At 71.3% G+C, this 16,139-nt stretch carries 14 protein-coding genes and 3 pseudogenes; 8 read left to right on the top strand and 9 right to left on the bottom strand.

Features of this window, described 5'->3' with window-relative positions; translation table 11 throughout:
* The 3 genes and pseudogenes from ACSNOD_RS17310 to trxA all read left to right on the top strand — a co-directional run.
* A pseudogene (locus ACSNOD_RS17310) lies at positions 1 to 579 on the top strand (hypothetical protein); the annotation flags it as partial.
* Positions 580 to 702: 123 nt separating this feature from the next.
* Positions 703 to 1,698 carry a thioredoxin-disulfide reductase gene (gene trxB / locus ACSNOD_RS17315; RefSeq protein ID WP_436767849.1) on the top strand — a complete coding sequence of 332 codons (996 nt, stop codon included), beginning with the start codon at positions 703 to 705 and terminating at the stop codon, positions 1,696 to 1,698.
* Positions 1,699 to 1,747: 49 nt separating this feature from the next.
* On the top strand, positions 1,748 to 2,074 hold the full coding sequence (trxA, locus tag ACSNOD_RS17320) for a thioredoxin (RefSeq protein ID WP_436767850.1): 327 nt from the start codon (positions 1,748 to 1,750) through the stop codon (positions 2,072 to 2,074).
* A gap of 106 nt (positions 2,075 to 2,180) precedes the next feature.
* On the opposite strand, the gene ACSNOD_RS17325 is transcribed toward trxA, so the two are convergent.
* The 9 genes and pseudogenes from ACSNOD_RS17325 to rpmH form a co-directional block, all read right to left on the bottom strand.
* Positions 2,181 to 2,798 (bottom strand): GNAT family N-acetyltransferase, encoded by a 618-nt coding sequence (locus tag ACSNOD_RS17325; RefSeq protein ID WP_436767851.1) that lies wholly within the window; start codon positions 2,796 to 2,798, stop codon positions 2,181 to 2,183.
* 329 nt (positions 2,799 to 3,127) lie between these two features.
* Entirely contained in the window at positions 3,128 to 4,264 is a 1,137-nt protein-coding gene (locus ACSNOD_RS17330) for a ParB/RepB/Spo0J family partition protein (protein ID WP_436767852.1), read from the bottom strand.
* Complete coding sequence (locus ACSNOD_RS17335; protein ID WP_436767853.1) at positions 4,261 to 5,370, bottom strand: ParA family protein; 1,110 nt, start codon at positions 5,368 to 5,370, stop codon at positions 4,261 to 4,263. The genes ACSNOD_RS17330 and ACSNOD_RS17335 overlap by 4 nt, the downstream gene beginning before the upstream one ends.
* A gap of 272 nt (positions 5,371 to 5,642) precedes the next feature.
* On the bottom strand, positions 5,643 to 6,359 hold the full coding sequence (gene rsmG / locus ACSNOD_RS17340; protein ID WP_436767854.1) for a 16S rRNA (guanine(527)-N(7))-methyltransferase RsmG: 717 nt from the start codon (positions 6,357 to 6,359) through the stop codon (positions 5,643 to 5,645).
* A gap of 211 nt (positions 6,360 to 6,570) precedes the next feature.
* Positions 6,571 to 7,080 (bottom strand): protein jag, encoded by a 510-nt coding sequence (locus ACSNOD_RS17345; protein ID WP_436767855.1) that lies wholly within the window; start codon positions 7,078 to 7,080, stop codon positions 6,571 to 6,573.
* Between the two features lie 12 nt (positions 7,081 to 7,092).
* Positions 7,093 to 8,241 (bottom strand): membrane protein insertase YidC, encoded by a 1,149-nt coding sequence (gene yidC, locus ACSNOD_RS17350; RefSeq protein ID WP_436767856.1) that lies wholly within the window; start codon positions 8,239 to 8,241, stop codon positions 7,093 to 7,095.
* A 3-nt stretch (positions 8,242 to 8,244) separates the two neighbouring features.
* Positions 8,245 to 8,562: a membrane protein insertion efficiency factor YidD gene (gene yidD, locus ACSNOD_RS17355; RefSeq protein WP_436767857.1), complete on the bottom strand. Its 318-nt coding sequence runs from the start codon at positions 8,560 to 8,562 to the stop codon at positions 8,245 to 8,247.
* Between the two features lie 89 nt (positions 8,563 to 8,651).
* Positions 8,652 to 9,038, bottom strand: a pseudogene (gene rnpA / locus ACSNOD_RS17360) (ribonuclease P protein component); the annotation flags it as partial.
* 25 nt (positions 9,039 to 9,063) lie between these two features.
* The gene (rpmH, locus tag ACSNOD_RS17365; protein WP_125638610.1) at positions 9,064 to 9,201 is read right to left on the bottom strand and encodes a 50S ribosomal protein L34; all 138 of its coding nucleotides are present in this window, start codon (positions 9,199 to 9,201) and stop codon (positions 9,064 to 9,066) included.
* Positions 9,202 to 9,642: 441 nt separating this feature from the next.
* On the opposite strand from rpmH, the gene dnaA reads away from it, so the two are divergent.
* From dnaA to ACSNOD_RS17390, 5 genes and pseudogenes are all read left to right on the top strand, one after another.
* Positions 9,643 to 11,646 (top strand): chromosomal replication initiator protein DnaA, encoded by a 2,004-nt coding sequence (gene dnaA, locus ACSNOD_RS17370; RefSeq protein ID WP_436767858.1) that lies wholly within the window; start codon positions 9,643 to 9,645, stop codon positions 11,644 to 11,646.
* Between the two features lie 952 nt (positions 11,647 to 12,598).
* Positions 12,599 to 13,729 carry a DNA polymerase III subunit beta gene (gene dnaN / locus ACSNOD_RS17375; protein ID WP_436767859.1) on the top strand — a complete coding sequence of 377 codons (1,131 nt, stop codon included), beginning with the start codon at positions 12,599 to 12,601 and terminating at the stop codon, positions 13,727 to 13,729.
* Between the two features lie 151 nt (positions 13,730 to 13,880).
* Entirely contained in the window at positions 13,881 to 14,765 is an 885-nt protein-coding gene (gnd, locus tag ACSNOD_RS17380) for a phosphogluconate dehydrogenase (NAD(+)-dependent, decarboxylating) (RefSeq protein WP_436767860.1), read from the top strand.
* A gap of 48 nt (positions 14,766 to 14,813) precedes the next feature.
* Positions 14,814 to 15,941, top strand: a complete 1,128-nt coding sequence (recF, locus tag ACSNOD_RS17385) for a DNA replication/repair protein RecF (protein WP_436767861.1) — start codon at positions 14,814 to 14,816, stop codon at positions 15,939 to 15,941.
* Positions 15,938 to 16,139, top strand: a pseudogene (locus tag ACSNOD_RS17390) (DUF721 domain-containing protein); the annotation flags it as partial. The gene recF and the pseudogene ACSNOD_RS17390, both read left to right, overlap by 4 nt.

Below are 16,139 nucleotides of genomic sequence, written 5' to 3' on the forward strand. Positions count from 1 at the left end.
CCCCGCCGCCGGGGCCGTATCGCCCTGGGCGCCATGGCGGCCGTCGTCGCGCTCGGACTCGGGGCACTCCTCGTCCCGCCCCTGCTCGGTGACGACACTCCCGCGAACCGGGTCGAGCAACCCGAGCAGGCGCAGCGGATGAGCAGCGGCACGGTGTTCTCCGCCGCCGAGCTGGAGACGCGGGTGCGGAGCCTGGTCGACAAGCCCTTCCGGGGGCAGGAGGAGAAGCCGGGCCGCGCCCCGGGCATGGTCGGCCCGTCGTCGGAGGACGCGGGCCGCTCCCCGGGGAGCGTCGGCACCGAGAGCACCGAGGGCGCGGAGAGCACCGAAAGCGCCGACGGCTCCGACCGCGCCCAGGGGACCGCCGTGCCGCCCTGTGTGGCCGAGGGCATAGGACGCACCGAGAAGCCGCTCGGCACCGAGGCCGGGGTGTACGAGGGCCGGGACGCGCTGCTGGTCGTGCTGCCGCACCCGGCCGACCCCTCGCGCGTCGACGCGTACGTCATGGACTCCTCGTGCGTGAGCAAGACTCCACCGCCGGCTGGCACAGTGCTGCTCAACCGCACCTATCGACGCTGAACCACGGAACGCGTGCGCCGTCACTTGCCGGGAATGCTCGCCCCGTAGGATTCCGTTGGGTGGGGTGAGAGTCCATACCAAGGGCCCCGAAGCCAGCAGTCGGCAGAGACGAGGAACACATCCGTGAGCGACGTCCGTAACGTGATCATCATCGGCTCCGGGCCGGCGGGATACACCGCGGCGCTGTACACCGCCCGCGCCTCTCTGAAGCCGCTCGTCTTCGAGGGCTCCGTGACGGCCGGTGGCGCGCTGATGAACACCACCGAGGTGGAGAACTTCCCCGGCTTCCGCGACGGCATCATGGGTCCGGACCTGATGGACAACATGCGGGCCCAGGCCGAGCGCTTCGGCGCCGAGCTCATCCCCGACGATGTCGTCTCCGTCGACCTGACCGGTGAGATCAAGACCGTCACCGACTCCGCCGGCACGGTGCACCGCGCCAAGGCGGTCATCGTCACCACCGGTTCCCAGCACCGCAAGCTCGGGCTGCCCAACGAGGACGAGCTCTCCGGCCGCGGTGTCTCGTGGTGCGCCACGTGCGACGGCTTCTTCTTCAAGGACCAGGACATCGCCGTGGTGGGTGGCGGTGACACCGCCATGGAGGAGGCCACCTTCCTCTCCCGGTTCGCCAAGTCCGTCACCGTCGTGCACCGCCGGGACACCCTGCGCGCCTCCAAGGCCATGCAGGAGCGCGCCTTCGCCGACCCGAAGATCAGCTTCGCCTGGAACAGCGAGGTCTCCGTGATCCACGGCGACGGCAAGCTGTCCGGTCTGACGCTGCGCGACACGGTCACCGGGGCCACCCGCGAGCTGCCGGTGACGGGCCTGTTCATCGCCGTCGGCCACGACCCGCGCACCGAGCTGTTCAAGGGTCAGCTGGCGCTGGACGACGAGGGCTACCTCACGGTGGACGCCCCCTCCACCCGGACGAACCTGGCGGGCGTCTTCGCCGCGGGCGACGTGGTGGACCACACCTACCGTCAGGCGATCACCGCCGCCGGCACCGGCTGCTCCGCCGCGCTCGACGCCGAGCGCTACCTCGCGGCGCTCCAGCACACCGACAAGACCGCCGAGCCGGAGAAGGCGGCCGAGGCCGCCGAGGCCGCGGCCATCGTCTGACCCGCCTCCCCTCCCCTCCCCCCACGGCCACCCGAGCAAGGAGACACCCATGGCCCTGAAGTCCGTCACCGATGCCAGCTTCGACGAAGAGGTCCTGAAGAGCGACAAGCCCGTGCTCGTCGACTTCTGGGCCGCGTGGTGCGGCCCCTGCCGCCAGATCGCCCCCTCCCTGGAGGCCATCGCGGCCGAGTACGGCGACAAGATCGAGATCGTCAAGCTCAACATCGACGAGAACCCGAAGACCGCGGCCAAGTACGGCGTGATGTCGATCCCGACGCTCAACGTCTACCAGGGCGGCGAGGTCACCAAGACCATCGTCGGCGTCAAGCCCAAGGCCGCCCTCGAGCGCGACCTCGCGGACTACATCGCCAAGTGACCGCCTGACGGCGGCCGTCCGGCCGCCACCCGGTTTCACGTGAAACACCCGGGACCGTTCCACGTGAAACAGCCCAGTCCGTTCCACGTGAAACGCGTCCCGAGCTTCACAGCGGCCGGAGCGCCGGCTCCTTCTGCACCGCGCCGAGGAGCCGGTCCAGCGCCAGCTCGACGTCCTCCTTCCAGGAGATCGTCGTGCGCAGCTCCAGCCGCAGCCGGGGAAAGCGGTGATGGGGCCGGACGGTCTTGAAGCCGACCGCGAGCAGATGGTCCGCCGGGAGTACACACGCCGGCTCCTTCCAGCGCGCGTCCCCGAACGCCTCGATCGCCTTGAAGCCCCGCCGGATGAGGTCCTTGGCGACCGTCTGGACCATCACCCGGCCCAGCCCCTGACCCTGGTAACCGGGCATGATCCAGGCCGTCATCAGCTGGACGGCGTCGGCGGACACCGGGCTGGTGGGGAACGCGGTGGAGCGCGGCACATAGGCGGGCGGCGCGTAGAGCACGAAGCCCACCGGCACATCGTCGACGTAGACGACCCGCCCGCAGGAGCCCCACTCCAGCAGCACGGCGGAGATCCAGGCCTCCTTCTCCAGCTCCGGCCGCCCGGCCTTCACCGCCGCTTCGCCGCTGACCGGGTCCAGCTCCCAGAAGACGCAGGCCCGGCAGCGCTTGGGGAGGTCCGGAAGGTTGTCCAACGTGAGCGGTACGAGCCGACGCCCCATGAAGCCAGTCCCTCACTTCCGTCGCCTGCCGCGACCAGCGCGGCGGTCAGCGCTCCTCGCTCACGGACCAGGCTGCCGACGAACCCGCCGACCACGCCGAGTCCCAGTCCTGTCGTCATCCATACGGTGCGGCTCGGCGATCGCATGGTCTGCCTCCGCATGAGGTTCAGAGTGAACGCGCCTCGACCCGACCGCATCGTATCCACCGGACGTTCCCACCGACACCGCGCCACGGCAAAGGGCGGGTGACGCCCGGGACACCACCCGGCACGTCACCCGCCCTTCCGCGGATGCGATCACGGCCCCAGGCCGCGCCGCCCGTCACGGCCCTACGCCGCGCCGCCCTCCAGCCCCTCGGCCGGCTCCTCGCCGTCCTCGGGGTCCCGCGACAGCCGCTGCTCCAGCACCCGGCCCTCGCCCGGGGCCAGCGTCGACAGGATGCGCTCCAGGTCCTCCATCGAGGCGAACTCGACGACGATCTTGCCCTTCTTCTGGCCCAGGTCGACCTTCACCCGGGTCTCGAAGCGGTCGGAGAGCCGGGAGGCGAGGTCCGTCAGCGCGGGGGAGACCCGGGCGCCCGCCCGCGGCTTCCTGGCCTTGCGCGCGGTGGGCCGCGAGTTCATCAGTTGGACGATCTCCTCGACCGTCCGCACCGACAGCCCCTCGGCCACGATCCGCTGCGCGAGCTGGTCCTGCTCCTCCGCGTCCTCCACCGACAGCAGGGCGCGGGCGTGACCGGCGGAGAGCACTCCGGCCGCCACCCGGCGCTGCACGGCGGGGGAGAGCTTCAGCAGGCGCAGGGTGTTGGACACCTGCGAGCGGGACCGCCCGATGCGGTCCGCGAGCTCGTCGTGGGTGCAGTCGAAGTCCTTGAGCAACTGGTCGTAGGCGAAGGCCTCTTCCAGCGGGTTCAGCTGCGCGCGGTGCAGGTTCTCCAGCAGCGCGTCCAGCAGCAGCTTGTCGTCCTCGGTGGCCCGGACGATCGCGGGGATCTTCTCCAGGCCCGCGGCCCTGCACGCCCGCCACCGCCGCTCGCCCATGACGAGCTCGTAGCGCAGCGGCCCCAACTGCCGTACGACGACGGGCTGGAGCAGGCCCACCTCCTGGATGGAGGTGACCAGTTCGGCCAGCGCGTCCTCGTCGAAGACCTCGCGCGGCTGCCGGGGGTTGGGGGTGATGGCGTCCAGAGGCAGCTCGGCGAAGTGGGCCCCGGCCGGGCGCGCGATGCCGTCGGCGTCCTCCGCCGCGGGCCGCGGGTCGGGGTCGGAGTCCACGGCGCTGGCGCCGCCCCGCGGGAGCGTGGTCACCTTCGCCGCGGCCACCCCCCGCTCGGGCGTGAGGGACGGGACCGCCGCCGGAGAGGTCACCGCGGCCCCCACGACGGGACCGGAGATCTCCGTGCCCTGCGGGGCCGCGGGGATCAGAGCACCGAGCCCCCGGCCCAGTCCCCTACGACGTTCACTCACTGAATCCCCTCCGACATGCTGTGCTGGTCGTGCGTCATGTTCTCGCCCCCGTGCATGCGCGGCCCGTCGTACCGCACCCCGCCCTGGCCGTCCGGCCGCGAGACGCCCCGCAGCGCGATCTCCCGGGCCGCTTCGAGATAGGAGAGGGCACCGCTGGAGCCGGGGTCGTAGGTGAGCACCGTCTGACCGTAGCTGGGCGCCTCGGAGATCCGCACCGAGCGCGGGATGCTCGTCCTGAGCACCTCGTTGCCGAAGTGGCTGCGGACCTCCTCGGCCACCTGCGACGCCAGCCGGGTCCGGCCGTCGTACATGGTCAGCAGGATCGTGGAGACATGCAGCTTCGGGTTGAGGTGGCCGCGCACGAGCTCGACGTTGCGCAGCAGCTGGCCGAGCCCCTCCAGCGCGTAGTACTCGCACTGGATCGGGATCAGCACCTCGGCGCCGGCCACCAGGGCGTTGACGGTGAGCAGGCCCAGCGAGGGCGGGCAGTCGATGAGGATGTAGTCCAGCGGCTGCTCGTACGCCTTGATCGCCCGGTCGAGACGGCTCTCGCGGGCCACCAGCGACACCAGTTCGATCTCCGCTCCGGCGAGGTCGATGGTGGCGGGGGCGCAGAAGAGGCCCTCCACGTCCGGCACCGGCTGGACGACCTCGGAGAGCGGCTTGCTGTCCACGAGGACGTCGTAGATCGACGGCACCTCGGCGTGGTGATCGATCCCCAGCGCCGTCGAGGCGTTGCCCTGGGGGTCGAGGTCGATCACCAGCACCCGCGCGCCGTGCAGGGCGAGGGACGCGGCGAGATTGACGGTGGTGGTGGTCTTCCCCACCCCGCCCTTCTGGTTGGCGACGACGACGACCCGCGTTTGGTCCGGCCGTGGCAGGCTCTCTCCCGCCCGGCCGAGCGCGTCCACCGCCGACTGCGCGGCGTGCCCGAGGGGTGTGTCGTCCCTCTCCATCGGGGGCGGTGTTTCACGTGAAACATCCTCCCCCGGCGATTCGGTGCGGGGGCCAGGGACCGGGTCGGTCATCGGCCCCGCGATATTGGCGTCGGACCGCAAGGGTTCACCCTCCTCGACATCGGGCTCGCGATGCACAGAGCCTGCCATGTTTCCGGGGTCATGAACCAGCGAGGCCCGTTCTCCTGTGGATGAATCCACCACATCTCCGGTCGCGCGATCGCGGGACCCGGCAGCCGCACGGCCGCGGCTGATGATTCCATGCAGCAGGGAGCGACGTTTCACGTGAAACACGATGCACGGGCCGCCGGACTCCGCCCGGACGACACTCCGGTTTGGGTAGTTTTGGCAGCTTGTATGGAGCATTGCGCGGATTAATCCCGCGCGACCCCGGCCCCGACCCCCGGCCCCGCGGCCGCGCCTCAGCGCCTGCGGCGCGACCGGCTCACCCGGGCCGCCTTCGCCCGCTTCGCCGCGAACCGCACCCCGCCGGGGCTCTCCCCGACCTCGACCCGCACCAGCGTGGACGGCGGGTCCACCACCCCCTCGCCCACGTGCAGCACCGAGGTCTCGACGACCCCGAGCTTGCCGAGCGCGGAGCGGGCCGCCAGCAGCTCCTCCTCGGCGGTGTCGCCCTTGAGCGCGAGCATCTCTCCGTAGGGGCGCAGCAGCGGCACCCCCCAGCCGGCGAGCCGGTCCAGCGGGGCCACCGCGCGGGCGGTCACCACGTGCACGGGCGGCAGCTTGCCGAGCATCTCCTCGGCGCGACCGCGGACCACCGTCACATGGTCCAGTCCGAGCAGCTCCACGACCTCCTGGAGGAAGGTGGTGCGGCGCAGCAGCGGCTCCAGGAGCGTGATCCGCAGGTCCGGGCGGACGAGCGCCAGCGGGATGCCGGGCAGGCCGGCCCCCGAGCCCACGTCGCACACGGTCACGCCCTCGGGCACCGCCTCGGAGAGCACCGCGCAGTTGAGCAGGTGCCGCTCCCACAGCCGGGGCACCTCGCGCGGGCCGATCAGCCCACGCCGTACCCCCGCGTCGGCCAGCAGCTCGGCATAGCGCACGGCATCCGGGAAGCGCTCGCCGAATACCGCCTCTGCCTCCGCCGGCGCCGGGGGGAGCTCCGCTGCCTCCGTCACGGGAACCGTCCTTCCGTACACGCTGTCGCTCGCTGATGATCAGGCTTACAAAATACGGCCCCGCCTGCGAACAGGCGGGGCCGGGAAGACCTGGCGCCCCACGACCCGGGGGTCGGGGCGCCGCGGAGGCGCCGCGCGGGGCAGCCGCGCCGGGCACCACAGGGGCGCCGCGTCGGGCACCACGGGGACGCCCGCGAGGGGCGCCCCGGGGTCAGGCCGGGAGCACGACCACGAAACGCTGGGGCTCCTCGCCCTCGGACTCGCTGCGCAGGCCCGCCGCCGCCACGGCGTCGTGGACCACCTTGCGCTCGAACGGCGTCATGGGCTTGAGCCGGACCGGCTCGCCGCTGCCCTTCGCCTCCTCGGCCGCCTTCGTGCCCAGCGCGGTCAGCTCCTCGCGCTTGCGCGCGCGGAACCCGGCGATGTCCAGCATCAGGCGGCTGCGGTCGCCCGTCTCGCGGTGCACCGCGAGACGCGTCAGCTCCTGGAGGGCCTCCAGCACCTCGCCGTCGCGGCCCACCAGCTTCTGCAGGTCGCGGCTGCTGGTGTCACCGACGATCGAGACCGCGGCCCGGTCGGCCTCGACGTCCATGTCGATGTCGCCGTCGAGGTCGGCGATGTCGAGCAGGCCCTCGAGGTAGTCGGCCGCGATCTCCCCTTCCTGCTCGAGGCGGGTCAGGGTGTCGCCACCCTCGGCGGCTGGGATCGTGCCTTCCGTCACCGGATGGTCTCCTTACTTCTTCGTCGGGTGCTTGGGGCGCTGCTGGCCGCCCTTGCGCTGCCCGGACCTGGCGTTACGGGAGCCGCCGGCCGGCTTGGGCTTGCTGTCCTGCGGCTGCTTCTTCTCCAGCGACGGCTTGTCGCCACCGGTCGCGGCGCCGGCCTTCGCCGGGGTGCCGCCGGCCTTCGCCGGGGTGCCGGCGGCCTTGGGCGGGGTGCCGCCCTGGGTCGCCGCCTGCCGCTTGGCCTTGGGCTGCCGCTTGGGCTGCTGACGGGAGGCGCGGGCCGCCTCGGCCGCCTTCCGCGCCTCGACCTCGGCCGGGTCCTCCTTGAGCTTGCCCTTGGCCCGCAGCCGCTCCTGGCGCTGCTTGTAGGCGACGCTGCCCGGGGTGGGGTTGCGGTGGATGATGTACATCTGCTGGCCCATGGTCCACACGTTGGTGGTCAGCCAGTAGACGAGGACACCGACCGGGAAGTTGATGCCGAACACGGCGAACATGATCGGGAAGACGTACATCAGCATCTTCTGCTGCTGCATGAACGGCGTCTTCACCGTCAGGTCGACGTTCTTGGTCATCAGCTGGCGCTGCGTGTAGAACTGCGACAGCGACATCAGCACGATCATGATGACCGTGACCACACGGACGTCGGTCAGCGTGGCGCCCAGCGACCCCACCTTGGAGGAGCTGTCCATGAACTTCGACGCGATCGGGGCGCCGAAGATGTGCGCGTTCCGGGCGCTGCTGACCAGGTCCTGACCCATGACGCCGACCGGATCGTTGTTGGCGATCTTGTTCAGCACCTGGTAGAGCGCGATGAAGAAGGGCGACTGCGCCAGAATCGGGAAGCAGCTCGCGAGCGGGTTGGTACCCGACTCCTTGTAGAGCTTCATCATCTCTTCGGACTGGCGCTGCTTGTCGCTCTTGTAGCGCTCCTGGATCGCCTTCATCTTCGGCTGGAGCGCCTGCATGTTCCGCGTGGCCTTGATCTGCTTCACGAAGAGCGGGATCAGGGCGATACGGATCAGGACCACCAGCGACACGATGGACAGGCCCCAGGCCCAACCGCTGTTCTTGTCGAAGACAAGGCTGTACAGCGAGTGAAACTGGACGATGATCCAGGAAACAGCGTGATAGAGAGGACCGAGGATCGTGTCGAACACGGATCAGGCTCCTTGGGCGTTGGGCTGGGTCTCGGGCTGTCCCGCCGGCGCTTCGGTGGAGTGAGCACTCCACCGGCTCCGCAGCCGTTGGTGCCAGACCGGATGCTTCCGGGGAGGTACGTGGTCGACGCCACCGAGCGACCACGGGTTGCAGCGCACGATGCGCCAGGCGGTCAGGGCCGTCCCTTTCACCGCGCCGTGCCGCTGGATGGCCGTGTAGCCGTAGTGCGAGCACGACGGGTAGTACTTGCAGACCGGTCCCAGCAGGGGACTGATGGTCCACTGATACAGCTTGATCAACCAGAGCAGCGGGTACTTCACTGTGCGCTCCCTCCCGGTGGTGGTCCGGGTGTCCGGGGGGCCTCCCCCGGGGGATTGCAGGATCGCGGCGCCCTCCCCTGGGCCTCGCCGCGAGGCGCGCCGCCCAGCAGCCGCTGAAGAGCGGCGTCCAGGTCGCGCGCCAGCGCACCGTGGTCCGCCTCGCCCGCGCCGGGCAGCGCCCGTACAACCACCAGGCTACCGGCGGGCAGCCGGGCCAGCCGGTCGCGCATCAGGTGCCTGAGCCTCCGCTTGACCAGGTTGCGGACGACAGCGCCGCCCACGGCCTTGCTGACGACGAAACCCGCACGTGCCGGGGGAGCGCTCTCCCCAGGCGCGTGCGGGTCCGTGCCGTCAGCTGAGACGGAAGGCGTGCCGCGAAGATGGACGACGAGCAGAGGGCGCCCGGCCCTCCGTCCTCGGCGTACCGCGGATGCGAAGTCCTCGCGCCGCCTCAGACGATGGTCGCTAGGCAGCACGTCATGGACCTTGTGATCCGGCTGATCAGGCCGACAGGCGGGCGCGACCCTTGCCACGGCGGGCCGCGAGGATCGCGCGACCGGCACGGGTACGCATACGCAGCCGGAAGCCGTGGGTCTTCGCGCGGCGGCGGTTGTTCGGCTGGAAGGTGCGCTTGCTCACTCGGGGGCTCCAGAAATGAATCGTGTGGTGGCGGGACATCGCCTGGCTGTCACCGTGCGCCCACGAGTAGCTCGCAATACGCCCGAGTGCACCGCTTCACGACCACAGGTACGTGATCTTTGCCCATCGGAGGCAGGCGGCAGCAGCCATCGACAACTCGACCTGGTTACGGTACGCGCGGGTACGCCATCCGGTCAAACCGGCGGCTCAGCGGGGCCCGCGCACCCCACCCCGGGCGCCTCCGTGCCCCGCGGGGGCCGAACGCGCACCGGTCCGCAGAGCATGGCACATTTGTACACACCCTGTGGACAACGACTTGAACCACGCACGTCGCCCTGACTACCGTGCTGAACTCCGATTCCTTCCCGCCCGTCCCGCAAACCACACATTCGTGGGACCCGTCGGCGCCACCACCACCCAGCGAGTGAGAGAGCGTGCCTTGTGGCTGACGTACCTGCCGATCTTGCCGCAGTGTGGCCACGCGTGCTGGAACAGCTCCTCGACGAGGGCCAGGGCGGCCAGGGAATCGAGCCGAAGGACCGGCGCTGGCTGAAGGACTGCCAGCCGCTCGTGCTGGTGGCCGGCACCGCCGTGCTCGCCGTGCCCAACGAGTACGCCAAGGGCGTCCTGGAGGGCCGGCTGTCCCCGCTGATCAGCGACGCCCTGAGCCGCGAGTGCAATCAGACCGTCCGGCTCGCCGTCACCGTCAGCGCCGCCGCCGAGGGCGAGCCGCCCGCCGGCGGCCCCACCCGCTCCCAGGGCGGCGACCGGCCCCCCGCGCGCTACGACGACGGCTCCCGCCACGGCGGCGGCCACCAGGGACCCGACCACGGACCCGATGCCCATGGGAACCGTGAGGTCCATGAGACGCACGAGTCCCGTGAGAACTACGACGGCGGACGCCAGGGCTACGACGGCTACGGCGGCTACGGCCGCTCCTCCGACGCGCTGCCCTCGGCCCGCCCCGCCTACCCCGACTACCAGCAGGGCCGCCCCGAGCCCGGCGCCTGGCCCCGTACGGGCGCGGGCGGCGGCGCGGGCTCCGGCATGGGCGGCGCCGGCTCCGACGACTACGGCTGGCAGCAGCCCCGCCCCTCCGGCTACGGCGACCACGACCCGTACGGCTCGCCTCGCGGCCAGGGCCACGGCGCCGGGCCCGGGACCGGCCGCGGTCCGGGCCACGGCGGCCCCTCGGCCCAGCACGACGGGCCCGGGCAGAGCGCGTACCGCCCCCAGGGAGACCGCCCGTACGACCCGGCCCAGCGGCGCGACCTGCCCGAGCTCCCCGACCGCTCCGGCCGGCCGCGGCCCGGCGGCCCGGAGACCGGCCGCGGCACCGGCGGGCCCGTCCCCGGCGGGGCCCCGGGCCCGCTCGCGGCACAGCCCGCGCCCGCGCCCGGCCCGGGCGAGCCCACCGCGCGCCTGAACCCCAAGTACCTCTTCGACACCTTCGTCATCGGTGCCTCGAACCGCTTCGCGCACGCGGCGGCGGTCGCGGTGGCCGAGGCCCCGGCGAAGGCCTACAACCCCCTCTTCATCTATGGGGAGTCGGGGCTGGGCAAGACCCATCTGCTGCACGCCATCGGGCACTACGCGCGCAGCCTCTACCCCGGCACGCGCGTGCGCTACGTGAGCTCCGAGGAGTTCACCAACGAGTTCATCAACTCCATCCGCGACGGCAAGGCGGACGCGTTCCGCAAGCGCTACCGCGACATGGACATCCTGCTGGTCGACGACATCCAGTTCCTCGCGAGCAAGGAGTCGACGCAGGAGGAGTTCTTCCACACCTTCAACACCCTGCACAACGCCAACAAGCAGATCGTGCTGTCCTCGGACCGGCCGCCCAAGCAGCTGGTCACGCTGGAGGACCGGCTGCGCAACCGCTTCGAGTGGGGCCTGATCACCGACGTCCAGCCGCCCGAGCTGGAGACGCGGATCGCGATCCTGCGGAAGAAGGCGGTGCAGGAGCAGCTCAACGCGCCCCCGGAGGTGCTGGAGTTCATCGCCTCCCGCATCTCGCGCAACATCCGCGAGCTGGAGGGCGCGCTGATCCGGGTCACGGCCTTCGCCAGCCTCAACCGGCAGCCGGTGGACCTCGGGCTCACCGAGATCGTGCTGAAGGACCTCATCCCGGGCGGCGAGGACGCCGCTCCGGAGATCACGGCGGGCGCCATCATGGCGGAGACCGCGCAGTACTTCGGCCTCACGGTCGAGGACCTGTGCGGCTCCTCGCGCAGCCGCGTCCTGGTCACGGCGCGGCAGATCGCCATGTATCTGTGCCGCGAGCTGACCGATCTGTCGCTCCCGAAGATCGGCGCGCAGTTCGGCGGCCGCGACCACACGACGGTGATGCACGCGGATCGCAAGATCCGGGCGCTCATGGCGGAACGGCGGTCCATCTACAACCAGGTCACCGAGCTCACCAACCGCATCAAGAACGGCTGACAGTACGGCCACAGGGGGCTTCACGGCGGCTTTCGAGGGCGCTCCCGGAGGGAACTCCGGCGGCGCCCTTCGTCGTACGGGGGCGGGCAGCGGGCCGCGAGGAGGCCGTACGAGGGCGGGCAGCGGGCCTCATGGGCGCGGCTTTTCGTGTCGTACGGGCCTCTCTCGCGACGTACGGGGGCGTTCTCCCGCGCGAAGCAGCGCTCCACAGTGTTCGAGCGCCCCCCATCTCGGCCTCGTTCTCCACAGATTGGGGCCGGGGGACCCGTCCACAGCCTGGGGAACGGGGAGTTGTCCAGACGCTGTCCACAGGAGAGGGGTCGGATCGGAGATCCGCCGAGGTCACGGGGGTGTGGAATTGTTGACCGAGACAATCCACAGGCTGTGGACGGTGCATCGGCCATCAACATCGGGTTCCGGTTGTCCACGGCCCGTCCCCAGGGTGGGGCGGTTTGTCCCCAGGTTGTCCACATGGTTGTCCACTGTTCGACAACGCAACACCCCGCGTCACCGGGTCGAGTGAAAGGCGTCACACCTGGGCAGTGGGTTGGGCTGTGCAGAAACGGGGTAAAGCTGGGGACAGCACTGGGGAGAACTGCCCCCTGCCTGTGCATGGGCTGTGCAGAACTCTCGCCTATCCACAGTCGCGCCGGGTTATCCACGGGCGCCACCCACAGGGTCGGTGGACAAAAAACGGTTGCTGACCTGCGCGGATTCGGTTATCCACGGAATCCACAGGCCCTATTACTACGACCACAGAGATCTACCGGGGAATTCGCTTCGAAGTGGGTGCTGTGCACAACTCGGCTCCCCGCCGTCCCGGGCGGCTCGCTCCGACTTGACCTCGTCCACGCACCGGCTGTCGGTGGCGTGCGTCAGACTGGTCTCCGGCAACACAGCCAGACGACGAAGGCCAGCAGGGCGAGCCAGCAACAGCAGGAGGCGGTTTCCGGTGAAGATCCGGGTGGAGCGCGATGTACTCGCGGAGGCGGTGGCCTGGGCGGCCCGCAGCCTTCCGGCCCGTCCGCCGGTGCCGGTCCTCGCAGGTCTGCTGCTGAAGGCCGAGGAGGGCTCGCTGAGCCTGTCCGGCTTCGACTACGAGGTCTCCGCCCGGGTCTCCGTCGACGCCGATGTGGAGGAGGACGGCACCGTCCTCGTCTCCGGCCGGCTGCTCGCGGACATCTGCCGCGCCCTCCCCAACCGCCCCGTCGAGATCTCCACGGACGGGGTGCGCGTCACCGTCGTCTGCGGCTCCTCCCGCTTCACCCTCCACACCCTGCCGGTGGAGGAGTACCCCGCGCTGCCGCAGATGCCGACCGCCACCGGCACCGTCCCCGGTGAGGTCTTCGCCGCGGCCGCCGCCCAGGTCGCCATCGCCGCCGGCCGTGACGACACCCTCCCGGTGCTCACCGGTGTGCGGATCGAGATCGAGGGCGACACCGTCACCCTCGCCGCCACCGACCGCTACCGCTTCGCGGTCCGCGAGTTCCTGTGGAAGCCGGAGACCCCGGACATCTCCGCCGTCGCGCTGGTGCCCGCCAAGACGCTCCTGGACACCGCCAAGTCGCTGACCAGCGGTGACACCGTCAGCATCGCGCTGGCCGGCTCCGGCAAGGGCGAGGGCCTGATCGGTTTCGAGGGCGCCGGCCGCCGCACCACCACCCGGCTGCTCGAGGGCGACCTGCCGAAGTACCGCACGCTCTTCCCGACCGAGTTCAACTCCGTTGCCGTGATCGAGACCGCCCCCTTCGTGGACGCCGTCAAGCGAGTGGCCCTCGTCGCCGAGCGGAACACCCCGGTCCGGCTGAGCTTCGAGCAGGGCGTGCTGATCCTGGAGGCCGGTTCCAGCGACGACGCACAGGCTGTGGAGCGCCTCGACGCCCAGCTGGAGGGCGATGACATCTCGATCGCCTTCAACCCCGGCTTCCTGCTGGAGGGCCTGAGCGCCATCGACTCCCCGGTGGCTCAGCTGTCGTTCACCACCTCCACCAAGCCCGCGCTGCTGGGCGGCAAGCCCGCGATCGACGCCGAGGCGAACGACGCCTACAAGTACCTGATCATGCCGGTCCGCCTCTCCGGCTGACGCCCCGCGGCCACCGGCGCCGGACGGCCGTCGGCCGGCGCCGCGATCCACAGCTGTGGACGGGTGCGGACGCGCCCCGGTGGGGTACCCGACCCACCGGGCGTAGGCTCGACGGCAGGTACGACTCGCAACAACGACGCAAGGATCTCTGATGGAGCTCGGTCTCGTCGGTCTCGGCAAGATGGGCGGCAACATGCGTGAGCGCATTCGCCGCGCAGGCCACACAGTCATCGGTTACGACCGCAACCCGGACGTCTCCGATGTCCACAGCCTGTCCGAGCTTGTGGAGAAGCTGAAGGGCCCCCGCGTGGTGTGGGTCATGGTGCCGGCCGGCGCCGCCACCCAGGCCACCATCGACGAGCTCGGCGAGCTGCTCTCCCCCGGTGACGTGGTCGTGGACGGCGGGAACTCCCGCTGGACCGACGACGAGAAGCACGCCGAGGAGCTCGGCGCCAAGGGCATCGGCTTCGTGGACTGCGGTGTCTCCGGCGGTGTCTGGGGCCTGGAGAACGGTTACGCCCTGATGTACGGCGGCGACGCCGAGCACGTGGCGAAGGTGCAGCCGGTCTTCGACGCGCTCAAGCCCGAGGGCGAGTTCGGCTCCGTCCACGCCGGCAAGGTCGGCGCGGGCCACTTCGCGAAGATGGTCCACAACGGCATCGAGTACGCCATGATGCAGGCGTTCGCCGAGGGCTGGGAGCTGCTGGAGGCCGTGGACTCCGTCACCGATGTGCGCGAGGTCTTCCGCAGCTGGCAGGAGGGCACGGTCATCCGCTCCTGGCTGCTGGACCTGGCCGTGCGCGCGCTGGACGACGACGAGCACCTGAACAAGCTCCGCGGTTACGCCGAGGACTCCGGCGAGGGCCGCTGGACCGTGGAGGCGGCGATCGACAACGCCGTGCCGCTGCCCGCGATCACCGCGTCGCTCTTCGCCCGCTTCGCGTCCCGCCAGGACGACTCCCCGCAGATGAAGATGATCGCCGCGCTGCGCAACCAGTTCGGTGGCCACGCGGTGACCGGCGCGTCCGGCCAGTAGCCAGCTTCCGTCACGACACCCAGCAGCCGGGGGAGGTCGGCGCGCACCATGCACGTCTCGCATCTGTCGCTCGCCGACTTCCGCTCGTACGCCCGGGTCGAGGTCCCGCTCGACCCGGGCGTCACCGCGTTCGTGGGCCCGAACGGCCAGGGCAAGACCAATCTCGTCGAGGCGATCGGCTATCTCGCCACGCTCGGCAGCCACCGGGTCGCCTCCGACGCGCCCCTGGTGCGCATGGGCGCCGACCGGGCGGTGATCCGCGCCGCGGTGACCCAGGGGGAGCGCCAGCAGCTCATCGAGCTCGAACTCAACCCCGGGCGCGCCAACCGGGCCCGGATCAATCGTTCCTCCCAGGTCAAGCCGCGCGATGTGCTGGGCATCGTGCGCACCGTGCTGTTCGCGCCGGAGGACCTGGCGCTGGTCAAGGGCGACCCGGGGGAGCGGCGGCGCTTCCTCGACGAGCTGATCACCGCCCGCTCGCCCCGGATGGCCGGGGTCCGCTCCGACTACGAGCGGGTGCTCAAGCAGCGCAACACGCTCCTCAAGAGCGCCGCGATGGCCCGCCGCCACGGCGGCCGGAGCATGGACATGTCCACCCTCGACGTCTGGGACCAGCATCTGGCGCGGGCCGGGGCGGAGCTGCTCGCCCGCCGTCTCGATCTGATCGGCACGCTGGAGCCGCTGGCCGACAAGGCGTACGAGCAGTTGGCCCCGGGCGGTGGCCCGGTGGGGCTGGAGTACCGCTGCTCCGTGGGCGACCTGGAGGGGGTCACCGCGCGGGAGGAGCTGTACGTCCGGCTGACCGGGGCCCTGGGCGAGGCGCGCAAGCAGGAGATCGAGCGCGGGGTGACGCTGGTCGGGCCGCACCGCGACGACCTCCAGCTGAAGCTCGGCCGGCTCCCGGCGAAGGGGTACGCCAGCCACGGCGAGTCCTGGTCGTACGCGCTGGCGCTGCGGCTGGCCTCGTACGACCTGCTGCGGGCCGAGGGCAATGAGCCGGTGCTGGTGCTGGACGACGTCTTCGCGGAGCTGGACGCCCGGCGCCGGGAGCGGCTGGCCGAGCTGGTGGCGCCGGGCGAGCAGGTGCTCGTGACCGCGGCGGTGGACGACGACGTTCCGGGCGTGCTGGCCGGGGCGCGGTTCGCCGTCGCCGGCGGAGAGGTCGAGCGGCGATGAGCGAGCCCCTCCAGCAGCCGGGTGACGCGGCCGGCCCGGGCGCCGGGCCGGGTGCCGGGGCCGCCCGGACGCCCGAGCCCACGGGCGTCGACCTGGCGCGGGTCGCACTGCGCGCGGCCAAGGAGCAGGCCCGCGCCCGCGGCGCGGCCGCGCAGCAGAAGAAGCAGGCGCGGCGCGGCGGGCTGCGCTCGGGCGCCC

This window comes from Streptomyces sp. URMC 123 (assembly GCF_051386515.1).
In the GTDB taxonomy this organism is placed as follows: domain Bacteria; phylum Actinomycetota; class Actinomycetes; order Streptomycetales; family Streptomycetaceae; genus Streptomyces.